Below are 16,142 nucleotides of genomic sequence, written 5' to 3'. Positions count from 1 at the left end.
CTCATCGCGGCAACGCGCTGCCCGTGCCGATCGCCGAACCCGCCAGGACGCGGCGGTCGACTTTGCCGGCGGTGGTCAAGGGCAACGCCTCGAGCCGGCGCCAGACGGCCGGCACCATGTGGCGGGGCAGCCGGTCGCCGACGAAGCCGGCCAGCTCCGCCGAGCTCGCCGACCGGCCGGGGACGAAAGCCACCACGGCGACCAGCCGGGTGCCGGTCGGGCTCGCGTGCGGCACCACCACCGCCGCGGCGACGCCGGGGTGTTCGAGCACCCGGGCCTCGACCTCGCCGAGCTCGACCCGGAAGCCACGCACCTTGACCATGTGGTCGCTTCGGCCGTGGAACACGATTTCGCCGTTCGCGTCGAGGGCGCCGAGGTCACCCGTGCGGTACATGCGCTCGCCGGGCACGGCCGGATCGGCGACGAACCGCTCGGCGGTCTGCGCGGGCCGGCCGAGGTAACCCCGGGCCAGGCCCGGGCCTCCGACGTAGATTTCCCCGACCGTGCCCACCGGTGCTGGTGTGAGGTCGCCGGTGAGCACGGTCGCGCGCATGCCCGGCACCGCCGTCCCGATCGGCACCCGCGGTTCCCGGTCGCGGCCGGTGCAGTGGTGGACCGTGCACCACACCGTCGCTTCGGTCGGGCCGAATTCGTTGAACAGCGGGACATCGGGCAGCTCGTCGAGGTGCCGCCGGAGCAGCCGGTACGGCAACGACTCCCCGCCGAGCACGACGCAGCACAGGCCCCGCAGGTCGCTCGCGTGGAACTCGAGCAGCATCGCGTACTGCGAAGGCAATCCGTCGAAGTGGGTGACCCGTTCCCGCGCCACGAGCTCGGCGAGCAGGCCGGGGTCCGCCTGTTCCGCCGGCGACGGCAGCACGACCCGGCCGCCCGCGAAGAGCGTGAAGTAAAGGCCCGCCACCGCGGCGTCGATCGTCAGCGGCGCGGTGACGAGGTAGACCATCCGCTCGTGCGGGTAGACGGTGAACCGCGCGCCGGTCGACCGCACCGCCGCGGCGTGCGTCACCACCACCCCCTTGGGCCGGCCCGTGGAGCCCGACGTGTGGATCACGTAGGCCACCTGCCCGGGGTTCGCCGGCGCGGGCGGCTCGTCGCGCTCCGGGCCGTCGACCGGCACGAACGGCGCCGGGATCGCCGCGGCCGGTTCCCGGGCTCCCGTCACCGCGGTCAGGGCCGCGTCCGCCGCGATCTCCCGCAGCCGCTCGACGGGCAGGCTCGCCGCCAGCGGCACGTACCCGCCGCCGGCGATCAGCACGCCGAGGAACGCCACCAGCGCGTCCACCGGCCGGTCGACGACCACGCCGACGAGGCGCTCCGGACCCACGCCGGCCGCCCGCAGCCGCGTCCCGAGCCCGCGCGCCCGCCCCGCCAGCTCGCGGTAGGAAAGCGTCACCGGCCCTGCGGTCACCGCGACGGCGTCCGGCGTCTCGGCCGCGCGGGCGAGGACGACCTCGTGCAGCGTCGTCACCGGTCGGCCAGCCCCTCGAGCAGCCAGCGCTGGAACTGCCAGATCGGCTTTTCCAGCGGGGCGAACGAGCCGGACGCCGCGAAGGTGCTTCGCAGTCCGGCCTGCACTCCCCGGCAGGCCGCGGAATCTTCGCTCTGGAGCACGTCGATCGCCTGCATGCTGGCGGCCGCGAAGTCCTCGATCCCCGGCTGCGCGGCCTGGTCGGGCCGGACCAGGACGTGCCAGGTGATCCGGTGCTTCCCGGCCGTCTCCGGGGTGAGCTCGAGCCAGAACGCCGAGCCGCCCTGCGCTCCGGCGCACAGGAACGGGAACACCGTGAAGATCTGGTTCACCCCGGCCCGCTCACCGTCCACACCGGACATCGGTGACCCCTGCAGTGCGAGGTACTCCGGGGCGCACCGGCTGATGCTCGAGTTCCACGGCTCTCCGCCGTTGTCCAGGCACCGGCTGTCGCGGGACGGGAGGAACGGCTCGAGGCTTTCGCGGTGCAGCCCGAGGTGGTGGTAGCACTCGCAGAAGTTCTCCACCGTGATCTTCCAGTTCCAGTCCGCCTCGTAGGTGCGGCTCGCCACCACCGTGAGGTCGGTGAAGTCCCATCCCGCCAGCGATGCCGAAAGCGCGGGGATCCGGGCGGCCAGCGACGGCGCCGAGCCGTCGAGGTTGACCATGATCCAGCCCTGCCAGACTTCGTGCCGGATCTCGGGCAGCCGCACGGCGTCCCGGTCGAACGAGCCCTTCAGCATCATCGGCGCGCCGCCGAGCGAACCGTCGAGCCGGTAGCTCCAGAGGTGGTACGGGCACTTCAAGGTCTGGCAGCTGCCACGGCCTTCGGCGATGGGCATGGCCCGGTGCCGGCACACGTTCGACAGCACGCGCAACACCCCCGCCTTGTCCCGCACCGCCACCAGCGGCTCGCCGAGCAGCTCGGCCGCCAGGTAGTCACCGGGCCGCGCCACCTGCGCCACCCGGGCGAGCGGCAGCCACTGGGCGCGCATGACCCGCTGCTCCTCGAGCTGGTACAGCTGCTCGTCGAGGTAGAACGCGGGCGGCAACGTGGTCGCGGCGTCGAACTCCGCGGCCGTGCCGCCTGCCTCGTAGATGCGGTCGCGAATCGTCACCGCGGTCATCACGCCACCTCCTCGCTGATGTCTACATAGGACGAAACTACGCCGGAGGTCACCGCTCCGGACCGCATTCGACGATCGCGTCCAGGTTGACCAGGATCCACTCCTCGAGGCTGCGCCGGCTCCGCGCCGCCGCCCGCTTCCACTGGCTCATCCGTTCGCCGCTCAGCTCGATGCGCAGGCTGACGCTCGGCGTCACCCTTTTCCGTTCGCCGGGGTCGTAACTGTCCTTGACCTGTTTCCGGAGGTCGTTCCTCGACCACTCGAACTTTTCCGCCAGCCGCAGCCAGTGGTCCTGGTCGGCCGCCGGCAGGGCGGCCACCTCCACGTGGTGCTGGAAACTCAGCGAACGGCGACGCCGGTCGGGATCGAACTTCCGCGCGATCCAGGCGTAGTTCCGGAGCGTCTGGTAGTCGAGCCGGGTTTGCGCGATCGCGTACCGGTACCGATCCGGGTATTTGCTTTGACCGTACACCAGCCAGTCGCCGATCCACCACGCCGAAGCGTCGAAGATTTCCGTCAGCCGGTGCCCGATCCCGATCCATTCGTCCAGGGGCAGTTGTTCCGGTAAGCGCAGCCGGTCGGCGCCGACGACGATGCCCGGGTGGGTCGTGGGATTCGTCCAGCCGGCCAAGCCGGTGTTGTCGGTGCTGTTGTGGGAAATGACGAAATCACCTACCACGGCAAGGTCACTTTCGAGCGTGACTCCGATATCGGGAACGACCCGCGCTCACGCGGGCAAGGTGACGCGCCACGAACGGAGTGCGCATTTCGCGGACCGCGCGTGCGCGTGACGGAAAACCCCGGTGCCGGCACCCGTGAACCAGGAGCCGAAGCGGAAGACCGAGTCAGGGAACGGCGGTGATCAGCACACCGGCGCGGCGGAAAAGTGGCACGAGACCGCGCGGTCACTCGTCTGCCACTTCCGGCGCCGCCGGCTGGACAGCTGCGGACGTCCGGACCGGACCGGGCCACCGGCCGGACGCGGCCCCACGAGCGGCCGGGTCACGTTCGCCTTGGCCGGCAAGCTGAAACCGGTCCGGCGGTCGCGACGCCCTTCGGCGGCGACTCGCTCGACGACCGGTCCACGACGATCAGGCTCTCGCCCCTCCACTTTGCTCTCCCCCTCCGGAAAACGATTTCTGCGCGCGCCGCAAGAACCCGGGACAGCAGATCTCGATCGATCCTCGGCTGGACCACCGGCGCGCGTTTCCCGCACCCGGTCCAGTCCGGCCTGTCAGCCAGCGGGAGGAGTGGCAGCACTCCATCGCCGTCCGGCGACAGGGGCCCTCCCCGTCTGACGCCGCGATCAGCTCGGCCTGCCCGAGCTTAGCCACGTTGATCACGCCGCGGCAACCCGACCGGACGACAGTTCGCCTGATTCGCCCAGCATGATCAGCTCAGGGGTGGGCCCGGCCGACCGGAATCGCCACGTCGTTGGTCCGATCGAGTTAAGCGGCCGGAAAACGGCGGATTTTCGCTACACAACGAAAGCAATCCGGACGTTTTCGGGAACGGCCCGGAAAACGCTGTCAAGATGCCGGACGCACTTGCGGCTGTGCCGCCGCGGCCGGCAGGTTCCGGTTCGTCCTGATCGGACTGACGACGATGATGAGCGTCGCGGCGAGCAGCACGGCCATCAGCGCCCACACCGCGCCCCGCGGCCCGGCCAGCGCCCCCAGCGCACCGGCGAGCAGCGCGCCCGCCGCACTGGAACCGTTGGCCAGCAGGCTGCTGAACGCGACGACGCGCCCCTGCACGGGCCGTGGCGGGTAGGTTTGGCGGAAGCTCGCGGCGAGCACGTTCGCGGCCACCACGGCCGCGCCGATGGCGATCCCGCCCACGGCGGGCAGGATCAGGCCCGGGCCGCCCGTGGCCATCGGGATGAGGAAACCGAGCGGAGCCATGGTCAGCAGTGAGATCAGCATGCTCCGCGCCGTGCCCCAGCGGCGCGCGAGCCAGGTCGCGACGGCCGCGCCCAGCACCCCGCCGACGCCCGAGGCCGCCACCAGGAACCCCACCGCCGCCGGGGAAACACCCACCACCTGCACGAAGAACACGACCTGGATCGCCTGGTAGCCCGTCAGTGCGACGTTGGCGACCGCGCTGAACAGGGCCAGCGGGCGCAGGTACCGGTCACGGACGACCCATCGGAGCCCGGTGGCGATCTCCTGCCGCAACGTCGTGCCCCGCGGGGCGACCGGCCGAGGCGGCTCTTGCGTGCGGATCGCCCGCAAGCACACCGCGGACACCAGGAAGGTGGCCGCGTCGACGAGCAAAGCGGACACCGGTCCGACGCCTTGCGCGATCAGGCCGGCCAGACCACGTCCGGCGATCTGCGCGACGGATTCGCTGCCCTGCAGCTTCGCGTTCCCCTCCGGCAGGTCGGCGGCGGGCACGAGCACCGGCAGGTACACCCGGTAGGCCGTGGTGAACAGGACGCTGCACGTCCCGGTGAGCAGGGCCACCGCCACCAGGTGGCCGACGGTCAGCCGGCCGAGCCAGGCCGCGGCCGGGACGCTGAGGAACGCCGCCGCGGAGACGAGGTCGCAGAGGAGCATCACCGGCCGGTGTGGCAGGCGGTCGACCCACGCCCCGGCGGGCAGGCCGAACACCAGCCACGGCACCCAGACGGCGGCGGCGATCAGGCCCACGGTGAACGGGCCCGCGTGCAACGCGAGCACGGCGACCAGGGGCAGTGCCACCGTCGTCACGTTGCTGCCCAGCTTGCTGGTCGTCTCGCCCGCCCACAGCAGGCGGAAGTCGCGGTGGCGCCACAGCCCACCCCGTTCGCGGCGCGTGCGTCCCGGCAAAGCTTCCCTCCCGACAGCGGCCCGCCGTGCTCTCGCCGGACCGCAACGGCCGCTCCGGCAGTATGCCGGGGCCGATCAGCGGCGGCGGCCCGGTTCGCCGTCAGCGGAACCGTCCCGCCGGGACAGGAGTTCGCCGAGCCGGTCGCCGACACCCGCCGCGAACGCGTCCGCGTCGAACGATCCCCGCCGGCCGCACCGCCCTCTGAGCCGCCCTCGCAGCTCGCCCTCCGGCGTGCCGAGCTGCACGACCAAGGCCGGCTCGGCGTGCCCGCCGAACTCCAGCTCCCACCGGGATTCCAGCGCGGCGAACCGGGCGATCGGACCGGGTGACCACCAGCCGAACGAGATGTCGAAGGCACGGCCGACGAAACCCGGTTCGACCGCGCGGAGATCCCGCCAGATCGCTTCGGGATCGGCTGACCGCCTGCTCAGCACCTCGATCATCCGCTGCCGGACGTCCAGCAGGGACTCGACCGGGGAGCCGGGCCGCCGCAGCGTGAACCGGACCGGCACGTCGCCGGCGAACACCCCCAGCGCGTCGGGCCGGATGCCGCCGGAACCCCGGTCCGACACGGGCACCCCCAGCACGACGTCCGCCGTGCCGGCGCTCAGCGCCACCTGCCTGACGACGCACGAAAGCACGATGGCCTGCGGGGTGGCCCGGGTCCGGGCGGCCAGCTCCCGCAGGCGGCCGGCGGTCACCGCCGGGTAGCGCACTTCGCGCGCCCAGCCACGGAAGTCGTCTTCCCCGGCTTCGCTCGTCATGCCGGGCAGCACCGTGGCGCCGGGGAAGCCGCGGAACATTTCCCGCCAGGACACCGACGGTCGCGACGGCCGCGCGGCGAGGACCGTGCGATCGGCCACCGGCCCGGCTCGCGCCCCTTCCGTGTAGAGCCGGGCGAGCAGGTCGACCAGGAGGTGCACCGACAGGCCGTCGACGGTGATGTTGTGGAAGACCAGGAGCAGCACGTGCCGCTCCGCGGAAACGCGCAACAGCGTGTACCGCCACGGGGATCCGGCGCCGATGTCGAGGGGAGCACCGCCGAAGTCCAGCGCGGCGGCCCGGATCACCGCGGGGACGGGAGCTCCGGCGGGTACTTGCCGCACTTCCAGCGGGCGGCAACGCGCTTCGGCGGTGAAAGCCAGCACGTCTCCGCCGGAGAACTCGAAGCCGGTCCGCAGCACCCGCTGGCTCCGCTCGAGCGTGTGCAACGCCCGCTCCAGCGTCGCGATGTCGAGTTCGCCGTCGAGCCGGACCGAGGCCACGATGTGGTAGATGGCCGAGTCCGGCGCCAGTTGCTGCTGGAGCCACACCTGCCGCTGCAGGCCGCTCGCCCGCCCGGTGTCCCGTGCCGGCACGTCCGGCCGGCCCTACGAGCTCGTCCGTGCGGACTCCGCGCGGCGCTCGACCGCTTCGGCGAGGGACGCGAAATCCGGGCTGTCCCAAGCCAGGTCCAGCGGCACCGGCACCCCGAGGGACTGCTCGACACCGTCGCAGAACCGCACGATCGTCATCGAATCGCCGCCGCGCTCGAAGAAGTTCTCGCTCCCCCGGACCGATTCGCATTCGAGCGCCTCCGCGGCGATCTCGAACACCCGGCGGCGGAATCCGGCCTCGGCGTCGCTCACGGGCAGTCCCCTTTCAGCTGTCGGCCACCAGGTGCTGGATGCTGGTCGCCGGGACGTGGTGGCGCGGGTAGGTGCTCGGCGCGGTCGTGGTCCGGAGCCCGGCACTCCGGACCACGCGCTGGTAGCCGGGCCAGTCGAGGGGCGACTGCCCGGACAGGCTGTGGTAGAGCTCGAAGGCCAGCGCGTGCACGCTTCCCCGGCGGCGCAGGATTTCCGCGGGCGGCAGAACGTGCCCCTCGACGACGACCATGCCGTGGCGGGCGGAAGCGGCGCGCCAGCCGGCGTAGTGCTCCCGCCAGCTTTCCTCGAGTGCTTCGGGCGCCACCAGCCGTCCCGCGTCATCGGTGCACACCGGCGCCGACACGGCCGCCGGAGCGGGCCGAATTCCGGGAACGCTTTCGGCGAGGATGCGCCGGTTGTGGTCGACGAACGCCCGGACGTGCAGCACCTCTTCGGGGTCGTAGCCGGTCGCGGCCGCGACGTCCGAGCAGATCCGCCGCGGTGCCCCGACATCCCCTTCGACGAAGATGGCGGGCCACCCGGCCGACTCGGTCCGTGCGACGTCGAGCGCACGGCGGTCGACGTCGACACCGACCAGGCCGAGCGGGAAGCGCTCCAGGTTCTTTCCCCGCGTGGTCGTCCGGACGATCGTCTCGTACGTCCGCCGCAGCCACGAGCCGTCCCCGCAGCCGACGTCCACGATGGCGCGGGGCTGCGCGGCCGGCGGCGCCTCGTCGAACAACCGGCGGACGAGCTGGTCGGCCGTCGCGAAGTAGGACTTGTGCGCCGCACCGCTGGCGAGCACGTTGAGGCGCCGGTCCACCAGGTCGTTGACCCGGGCCGGGGTGATCGGGGCGGTGGCCCGCAGCCAGTCCGGGAAGGCCAGCAGCGACCGCGCGTAGGAGCCGATGAGCCCGTAGACGGGCCGGAAGAAGGTCCCGGCTTCACCGAGCCGGGTCGGTCCGTTCCTGCCGTCTTCGAAACCCAGGAACCGGAGCACACTCGAATACGCCGGTCCGGGCGGGTCTTCCCCGGTCCGCGCCGCGAGCCTGGGCAGCACCACCGCCGCCACGAGACCTTCCAGGTGGAAGCCGGCGATCGTCCGCTCCGCTTCGGTCAGCGCCCCGCTCCGGTGCACCCGGGTGCGAGCCGCCTCGAGACCGGCCAGGGTTTCCGCGGCCGCGGAAACCACGCTGTCGTCGTCGGCCCAGTCGGCGTCCCGGAGCCGGTCCGCGACCTGACGGTGGCTCGCGACGTAGAGTTCGGTCAGCGGCGCCCCGCCCGCCATCGCCGCGGCCAGCGAAACCGGCGTGCCCGGGCCCGGCCACCCGGGCCCCACCCGCAGCCATCCCGCGGACTCGCCGGCCCGGACGAACGCCAGCACGGCCGGGTACGACGCCGTGCCGGCTGCCATGTCACCCAGGGACACGACCCGGCCCGCCAGCACCGGCTCGAGCGCACCGGCGGCGTCGAGCCCGCTGAAGGCGGTGGCGATCGCGAAGCCGTCCTGGTGCAGGAACAACCGGCGCATGGCCTCGGTCGCAGGCGTCGCCGACGCGGCGCTTCGCGGTGCCCGGGTCACCATCAGGGAGCCTCTTCCACCGCGACGCCGGACGAGTGGTTCGTCCGGGTGGAAACGAGTTCGACGAACTCGCCGAGCACGGGCGCCCGGAGGATGTCGGCGAGCCCGACCCGGCCGCCGATCTCGTTGCGAACACGCACGATCACCGTCATCGCCTGCAGGGAATGCCCGCCCAGCTTGAAGAAGTGGTCCCCGGTTCCGACCGACGGCACGTCGAGGACGTCCTGCCAGATGCGCGCGACGGTGGCTTCGAGCTCGTGTCTTGGGTCCTGCGGCACGGTTCCCCCCGATGGCTCGGCTGGCTGCGTGGTCTCACCGGAGAAGCGATCGGCAGCGCTCGCGCCGGGAACTGCTCCGTGGACGCGGGCAGCGACGTCTTCCGGGTTTTCTTTCCTGCGCGGCGATCGCGCCGCGGGCGACGCTACCACCGGGAGACCGGCTCCCGGGCGGATCGCGGCCGTTGCCCGGACTCGCCGGCCCACGGTAGAGATTTCCCATGGGCACCAACAGATCCGATTCCCGGGTTCCCGCCTCGGAACTGCAAACCCAGTTGTGGCTCGGCGAAGCCGTCGGCGGCGAAGCGGCGGCGTACACCATGCCGGAGGTGCTCCGGATCGACGGCGACCTCGGCACGGCCGAGCTGCGCTCGACGCTGCGGGTGCTCGTCGAGCGGCACGAAGCCCTGCGCACGACGTTCGAACTCGACGAAGCCGGTCTGTGGCAGCGGATCCACCCGGAGTGCGTGGCCGAGCCGCAGTGGGTCGGCTTGACCCCCGGCGGCGACCACGAGGGGGAGTTCCGCGATCGGGTCGCCGAGGCGGTCGCGGTCCCGTTCGCCCTCGACCGCCCGCCGCTGTGGCGCTGCCTGGTGGGCGGGACCGGCCGGGTGACCTACCTGGCTCTCCTGTGCCACCACCTGATCGCCGACGGCTGGTCGTCAAGGGTGCTCTTCGACGAGTGGGACCGCTTGCTGCGCGGCGGATCCCTGGACCCCGCGGGCCCGGGCTACCGCGTGTTCGCGGCCGCCGAACGCCGGTGGTCGGCCGGCGCGCGGGGTCACCGCGAATTCTGGAAGCGAACCTTGGCGGACGCACCCGCGCGGAGCGCGTTGCCCGCCGTCCGCGGCCGTGCGCCGGAGGCCCAGCGGCCGGCGAACCGGCTGGTGCTCCCCGTGTCACCGGCTCTCGTCGGCGAACTGGCCGCGGTCGCCCGCGACCTCGGCGTCACCCCCTTCGCCGCCCACCTGGGCGCGTTCGCCGTGACCCTGGCGCGCCACCTCGGCACGTCCGACGTCGTGCTCGGCGTTCCGGCGGCGAACCGGGGCGAACCGGGCTCGGAGCGGTCGGTCGGCCTGTTCACGAACCCGCTGCCCGTGCGCGTCCGGATCGCACCCGGCGCCACTCTGGCGTCGGTGCTCACGGAAGCGGTGGAAGCGCTGTTCGGTGCGATCGAGCACGAACGCCTGCCGTTCAGCGAGGTGGTCCGGCTCGCCGGTGTCCCCCGAAGCGGCGCCGAAACCCCGCTGTTCCAGGTGATCGTCGATCCGCGCGGTGCGGACCACCCCAGGCCGCGGTTCGGCGGCCACCCGGCCGCGAAGCTCGCCGTCCCGCACCCCGTCGCCAAGTACGCCTTGAGGGTCAACGTCCCGGACGGTCCCGATGATCCGGACCTGATCATCGACTACGACGAGTCCGAGTACGACGAGCGGTACATCCGGATGATCGGTGAAGACCACATCGCCCTGCTGACGGCCGTGACCACGGCACCGGACACCGCCGCGCTCCCGGCCGCGGGCGCCCCGGAGCGCCGCCCGGCGACGATCCACGAACGGTTCCGGCTCCGGGCCGCGGCCGGTCCGCACCGCCTCGCGGTGGTCGAGGCCGATCGGTGGTGCACCTACGGCGAGCTCGACCTCCGGTCCGACCGGATCGCCGCGGCCCTGGGCCGTCGTGGCGTTCGCCGGGGTGACGTCGTGGGTCTTTCCCTGCCGCGCGGGATCGGCTTCGCCGAGGCGGCCCTCGGCGTGCTCAAAGCCGGTGCCTGCTACCTGCCGCTCGACGGCGAATGGCCGCTCGCCCGCACCTCGGCTCTCCTCCGTGACTCCGGCGCCGCGACCGTCGTCGTCGACGCCCCGGGCGACGACGGCCGGTTCGGCGCGCTCGCCTTGGACATCGGGACGGCCCGGACCGCCGAGCCGGTCGAGCCGCTCCCGGCGGCCGGCGGCGAAGACCTCGCCTACGTCATCTACACCTCCGGATCGACGGGCCGGCCGAAGGGCGTGCTGATCGAGCACGCGTCGGTGTGCCGGCTGACCGACCCCGATCAGCCCTTCGCGGTGGCACCGGGCGATCGGGTCGCCCACCACGCGTCGACCGCGTTCGACGCCGCCGTGCTCGAACTGTGGTGTCCCTTGCTGTCCGGCGCTTCCGTGGTCGTCCCGTCCGGCCGGTCCCCCGGTCCGGACCAGTACGCGGACCTGTTCGAACGGGCCACCGTCGCGTTGGTCGTCAGCGGCACCTTCGCCGAGCTGACGCGGCACCCGCGCAGCCGCGAGGCGCTGCGCCGGCTGCGTCAGCTCATGATCGGCGGGGACGTGCTGGACCCCGCCGCCGTGGACCGCCTCGGCGATCCCGCCGGACAGGTCCGGTGGCACCTCTACGGCCCGACCGAGACGACGGTGGTCGCCGCGTGCGGGCCGCTCGCCGCCCGGAGCTCACGGGGCTCGGTGCCCATCGGCCACGCGACGGCCGGCGGCTCGCTGGCCGTGCTCGACGCGGACGGGACACCCGCGAAACCCGGCCACGTCGGCGAAATCTTCGTCGGCGGCAGCGGCGTGGCTCGCGGGTACCTCGGCGATCCCGCGCGGACCGCGGAGCGCTTCGTGGCCGACCCCGCGCGTCCCGGGCGGCGGAGGTACGCGACCGGCGACTTCGGCCGCCTCCTCCCCGACGGCGCCGTCGACTTCGTGGAACGCCGTGATCAGCAGGTCAAAATCCGGGGTGTCCGGATCGAGACGGGGGAGCTCGAGGCCGCGTTGCGGGCGCACGCCGGTGTCTCGTCCGCCCGGGTGCTCGTCGAGGACGCCGGGCCCGGCGACCGGCGGCTCGTCGCGGTGGTGCGCCCGGCGCGGGACGACCGCGCGGAGCTGGAAGAGGAGCTGCGCCGATGGATCCGCGACACGCTGCCGGCGGCCCTGCGGCCGCACCGGCTGGTCTTGGCGGACGCCATGCCGCTGACCCCCAACGGGAAGGTGGACGTGGCCGCGCTGACCGGCGGGCGGGTGGCGCCCGGTCCGCGGGACGAGCGGCTAACCGCGCACGTCCGGCGGATGGCCGGCCTCTGGGAGCGCGTGCTCCACCGGCCCGCCGGAACCGGCGACGACTTCTTCCGGCTCGGCGGGGACTCCCTGACCGCGTTGCGGCTGCTGGTCCTCGTCGGCGCCGAATTCGGGGTGAGCGCCCAGCCGGAAAGCCTTTTCCGCAACTCGGAGCTCGAGGCCTTCTCCGCCCACGTGGCCGCCTTGTCCCCCGCCGTCTCGCCGGCGAGACAGGCTGCTCGCACGCCGCCTCCACGGCCGGCAGAGCTTCCGCTGTCCCCGGGGCAGCGGCGGCTGTGGTTCCTCCAGCGCCTTTCCGGTGCCGGCGCCGATTACAACCTCCCGTTCGCCTTGCGTTTCCGGGGCGCACTCGATCCGGACGCGCTGCGTGCCGCCGTCGGTGACGTGGTCGCCCGGCACGAGAGCCTCCGGACCAGGTTCCCCGACCGCGGCGGTGCGCCGGTCCAGGAAATCGTCGCCCCGGCCGCGGCGACGTGGCCGTTCACCGTCGTGGCGGCCGGCGAGCACGAGCTCGCCGGTCTGGTGACGGACGCGGCGCGGTCACCGTTCGACCTGGCCGCGGACCTCCCGCTGCGCGTCTGGCTGTTCCGGCTCGGCGACCTCGACCACGTGCTGTTGCTGCTGCTGCACCACATCGCCGGCGACGGGTGGTCCATCGCCCCGCTGGTGCGGGATCTGGCCGCCGCCTATGCCGCGCGTGGTCGCGGCCGGGCGCCCGGGTTCACCCCGTTGCCCGTCCAGTACGCCGACTACGCCCTCCGGCAGCAGGAGGTCCTCCGCCCGCAAGGCCCGGGCGAGGCGCAGCTGGCCTTCTGGGAGAAGCGGTTGCGGGAGCTGCCGACGCAGATCCCGCTCCCGGTCGATCACGCCGGCGGGCCCGGCCGCGAAGACCGCGACCACGGGGGCACGGTCCGGTTCCGGCTGGACGAACGCGAGTACCGGCACTTGCGCGAGCTGGCGGAAGCGTGGGGGACCACGCTCTTCACGCTCCTCCACGCCGCGCTGGCGGCCTTGCTCACCCGGCTCGGCGCCGGCACCGACATCCCCGTCGGCACCCCGGTCGCCGCGCGGACCGACCCCGCCTTCGACGACGTCGTCGGCTTTTTCGTGAACACCGTGGTGCTGCGGGCGAGCACCGCGGACGACCCGCGGTTCACCGACCTGGTCGCCCGCGTGCACTCGGCGAACCTCGACGCCTACGCCCACCAGGACGTGCCGTTCGAACGCGTCGTGGAACACCTCAACCCACCGCGCTCGCCCGGGGTCCACCCGCTCTTCCGGGTGCTGCTGGTCTCCCGGGACGTCCCGCCGCCCCGGCTCGGGTTCCCCGGCCTGACGGTGACCGAAGAGCCCGTCGAGACCCGGGCCGTCAAGTTCGACCTCACGTTCACCGCCGGGGTGGACGGACACGAGCTGAGCGGCTCGGTCCAGTACCGCAGCGCCCTTTTCGAGCGGGCGACGATCGAGCGGATCGTCGCTCAGTACCGGGGCGTGCTCACGGGGTTCGCCGCGAACCCGGGGCTTCGCGTGTCCGAAGTTCCCCTGCCCCGCAACGAAGATCCGGCTCCGAGCGCGCTCGGGGCCGCGGCACCGGACCAGTGCCTGCACACCCTGTTCGCCGAGCAGGCCGGGCGCACCCCGGACCGGACCGCCGTGTCCCTCGGCGCCCGGAGCTGGACCTACCGGGAGCTCGAACGGTGGGCCACGTCGATCGCCGGGGCCGTGCACTCCCGTTGTGGTGCACCGGAATTCCGGGTGGCGATCCTGCTGCCGCGCTCACCCGCGCAGATCGCCGCGACGCTCGGCGTTCTCCTCGCCGGCGGGACCTGCGTCCCCCTGGACCCCGGTTTCCCGGCCGAGCGGCTGTCCACCATGGTCCGCACCAGCGAAGCCACCCTTCTCCTGACCGAGCCCGGGATCGCCTTGCCTGCCGTGGAACCGGGCATCGAGATCGTCCACATCGGACAGTGCGCGGCCGATCCCCGCCGCCCGCCGCTGGTACCGTGCCTGCCGTCGAACCTGGCGGCGATCTACTTCACGTCCGGGTCCACCGGCCGGCCGAAGGCGATCGCGGCCACGCACCGCGGCGCGCTGAACTACCTGGCTTTCCTGCACCGGGAATTCGAGCTGGGCGAGGACGACGTCGTCCTCGGGACGGCCTCGCCCGCTTTCGACGCGTCGGTGAAGGACCTGTTCGGACCGCTGCTCACCGGCGCTCACCTCGTGCTCCTGCCCGACGAGGACGGCAAGGACCCCGACGCGATCCTGACCCTCGCCGCCGCCGCGCAGGCGACGGCGCTGCTGTCCGTCGTGCCGTCGTTGCTGACCGCGCTCGCCCGCGCGGCCCACCACACCTGCCCGGACGGCCTGCCCCGCCTCCGGCGGATCTCGGTGAGCGGCGAACTCCTCACCGGGGAACTCGCCGAAGCGGCCCGGGCACTGGGCCCGCAGGTGGCGTTCGTCCACCAGTACGGCCCGACCGAAGGCACCGTCACGGCCACGTTCCACCGGGTGGCCGACCCGCCCCCGGCCGGACCGGTCCCGATCGGACGGCCGATCCCGGACATGCGGTGCCACGTCCTCGACCACCGCCTGAACCCGGTGCCCACGGGTGTCGTCGGTGAGCTCTACCTGGCGGGCCCGGGGCTGGCCCGGGGCTACTTCGGCGACGCCGCCGCGACCGCGGCGGCGTTCCTGCCCGATCCCTGGGGGCCGCCCGGCGAGCGGATGTACCGGACCGGCGACCTCGCACGCCGGCGCAACGACGGCTCGCTGGAGTTCCACGGCCGCACCGACGACCAGGTGAAGGTGCGCGGGGTCCGGGTCGAACTCGGGGAAGTGGCCGTGACGCTGGGACGTCACCCCGCCGTCGCGGTCGCGGCCGCCGACGTCCGGGACACCGGTACCGGCCCCGAGCTGGTCGGCTACCTGGTGCTCGAAGACGCCGCCTGCCCGATCTCCGACGTGCGCTCCTTCGCCGCCGGCTTGCTGCCCGCCCAGCTGGTGCCCAGCCGCTACGTCGTCTTGGACCGGCTGCCCCTGACCCGGAACGGGAAGATCGACCGGAAGCGCCTGCCCGATCCCGCGTCGAACGGTCTTCCCGGCCCGCGCGCGACCCCCCGCACCGGCGAAGAACTCCACCTGGCGCGCGTGTGGCAACAGGTGCTCGGCGTTCAGGTGGACGCGCGGGACGATTTCTTCGACCTCGGCGGTCACTCCCTCAAGGCCGCGGAACTGATCGACCTGGTGAACCGGGAGTTCGACGTCCGGCTCCCCTTGAGCTCGATCTTCCACGCCCCGACGGTGGAGCGGATGGCCGCGTTGATGCCGGCCGCCCACCGCGGTTCCCCCACGCTGGCCGTGCCGCTCACCACGGGGCCGGGCACCGCCCCACCGCTGTTCCTCGTCCATCCCCAGTCCGGCGAGGTGGCCTGCTACCTCCCGCTGGCCCGGGAGCTCGGCCGGCCGGGTCCCGTCTTCGGGCTGGAAGCGGTCGGCTCCGGCACGGACGGCGAGCCGTTGCGGACGATCGGGGAAATGGCCGGCCATTACCTCACCGACATCCGGAAGATCCAGCCGGCCGGGCCCTACTTCATCGCCGGCTGGTCGTTCGGCGGGAACGTCGCCTTCGAGATCGCGCTCCGCCTGGAGCGGGAAGGCGAGGAGATCGGGTTCGTCGCCGCGATCGACTCCCAGGCGTACGGCGGAGGGCACAGTGCATCCGAGTCGCCCCCGGTCCCGGAACCGGACGAGGTCACGTTCGCGCGCTACCTCGGCTTGGACGCCGAAGCCCTCCTGCTGCTCGGCGAAAGCCGCCGCCTGCCGATCCTGGCCGAAGCGGCCACCTCGCTGGGCCTGCTGCCCCAGCGCGACTCGGCCGGCGCGCTGCGCCGGATGATCTCCGTGTTCACGGCCAACGCGCGGGCCGCGGCCGAGTACCGGCCGGCGGACCGGCTGCGGTCCGGCGTCCACCTGTTCCTCGCCGACGATCCGGGCGCGGCACCCCGCCGTCCGGTGGACGTGGCCGCCTGGCGGCAGCGCACCCACGGCGAGCTGGTCCTCGGCCGCGTGCCGGGTGATCACATGACGATGGTCCGGCCACCCCACGTCCGGGCGCTGGCGGCGGAAATCCGGACCCGGCTCTCCCCTTCCCGGCCTCGGAGGTGAC

The 16,142-nt window shown here is 73.1% G+C and carries 9 protein-coding genes; 1 reads left to right on the top strand and 8 read right to left on the bottom strand.

Annotation, left to right across the window (positions count from 1 at the left end; all coding sequences use genetic code 11):
* Position 1 precedes the first annotated feature (1 nt).
* From ACLJQM_RS28965 to ACLJQM_RS28930, 8 genes are all read right to left on the bottom strand, one after another.
* Entirely contained in the window at positions 2 to 1,489 is a 1,488-nt protein-coding gene (locus tag ACLJQM_RS28965) for an amino acid adenylation domain-containing protein (protein WP_410633492.1), read from the bottom strand.
* Complete coding sequence (locus ACLJQM_RS28960) at positions 1,486 to 2,616, bottom strand: aromatic ring-hydroxylating oxygenase subunit alpha (protein ID WP_410633491.1); 1,131 nt, start codon at positions 2,614 to 2,616, stop codon at positions 1,486 to 1,488. Before ACLJQM_RS28960 ends, ACLJQM_RS28965 begins: the two co-directional genes overlap by 4 nt.
* Before the next feature lie 49 nt (positions 2,617 to 2,665).
* Positions 2,666 to 3,295 carry an LmbU family transcriptional regulator gene (locus ACLJQM_RS28955; RefSeq protein ID WP_410633490.1) on the bottom strand — a complete coding sequence of 210 codons (630 nt, stop codon included), beginning with the start codon at positions 3,293 to 3,295 and terminating at the stop codon, positions 2,666 to 2,668.
* 850 nt (positions 3,296 to 4,145) lie between these two features.
* Positions 4,146 to 5,426 carry an MFS transporter gene (locus ACLJQM_RS28950; protein ID WP_410633489.1) on the bottom strand — a complete coding sequence of 427 codons (1,281 nt, stop codon included), beginning with the start codon at positions 5,424 to 5,426 and terminating at the stop codon, positions 4,146 to 4,148.
* 75 nt (positions 5,427 to 5,501) lie between these two features.
* On the bottom strand, positions 5,502 to 6,785 hold the full coding sequence (locus ACLJQM_RS28945) for a condensation domain-containing protein (protein WP_410633488.1): 1,284 nt from the start codon (positions 6,783 to 6,785) through the stop codon (positions 5,502 to 5,504).
* 12 nt (positions 6,786 to 6,797) lie between these two features.
* Positions 6,798 to 7,055 (bottom strand): phosphopantetheine-binding protein, encoded by a 258-nt coding sequence (locus ACLJQM_RS28940; RefSeq protein ID WP_360781371.1) that lies wholly within the window; start codon positions 7,053 to 7,055, stop codon positions 6,798 to 6,800.
* A gap of 13 nt (positions 7,056 to 7,068) precedes the next feature.
* Entirely contained in the window at positions 7,069 to 8,640 is a 1,572-nt protein-coding gene (locus tag ACLJQM_RS28935) for a class I SAM-dependent methyltransferase (RefSeq protein WP_410633487.1), read from the bottom strand.
* Positions 8,640 to 8,915 (bottom strand): phosphopantetheine-binding protein, encoded by a 276-nt coding sequence (locus ACLJQM_RS28930; RefSeq protein ID WP_360781375.1) that lies wholly within the window; start codon positions 8,913 to 8,915, stop codon positions 8,640 to 8,642. Before ACLJQM_RS28930 ends, ACLJQM_RS28935 begins: the two co-directional genes overlap by 1 nt.
* 218 nt (positions 8,916 to 9,133) lie before the next feature.
* On the opposite strand from ACLJQM_RS28930, the gene ACLJQM_RS28925 reads away from it, so the two are divergent.
* Entirely contained in the window at positions 9,134 to 16,141 is a 7,008-nt protein-coding gene (locus tag ACLJQM_RS28925) for an amino acid adenylation domain-containing protein (RefSeq protein WP_410633486.1), read from the top strand.
* Position 16,142: the final 1 nt, after the last annotated feature.

The organism is Amycolatopsis sp. cmx-4-83 (assembly GCF_046548815.1).
Lineage (GTDB): Bacteria > Actinomycetota > Actinomycetes > Mycobacteriales > Pseudonocardiaceae > Amycolatopsis > Amycolatopsis pretoriensis_A.
Note: the sequence above shows the minus strand (reverse complement) of the source record. Positions and strands in the feature narration are given on the sequence as shown.

Excerpts from the sequence above, each read along its gene's own strand:
- ACLJQM_RS28960 (WP_410633491.1), bottom strand. The coding sequence starts at position 2,616 with ATGACCGCGGTGACGATTCGCGACCGCATCTACGAGGCAGGCGGCACG.
- ACLJQM_RS28925 (WP_410633486.1), top strand. The coding sequence starts at position 9,134 with ATGGGCACCAACAGATCCGATTCCCGGGTTCCCGCCTCGGAACTGCAA.
- ACLJQM_RS28935 (WP_410633487.1), bottom strand. The coding sequence starts at position 8,640 with ATGGTGACCCGGGCACCGCGAAGCGCCGCGTCGGCGACGCCTGCGACC.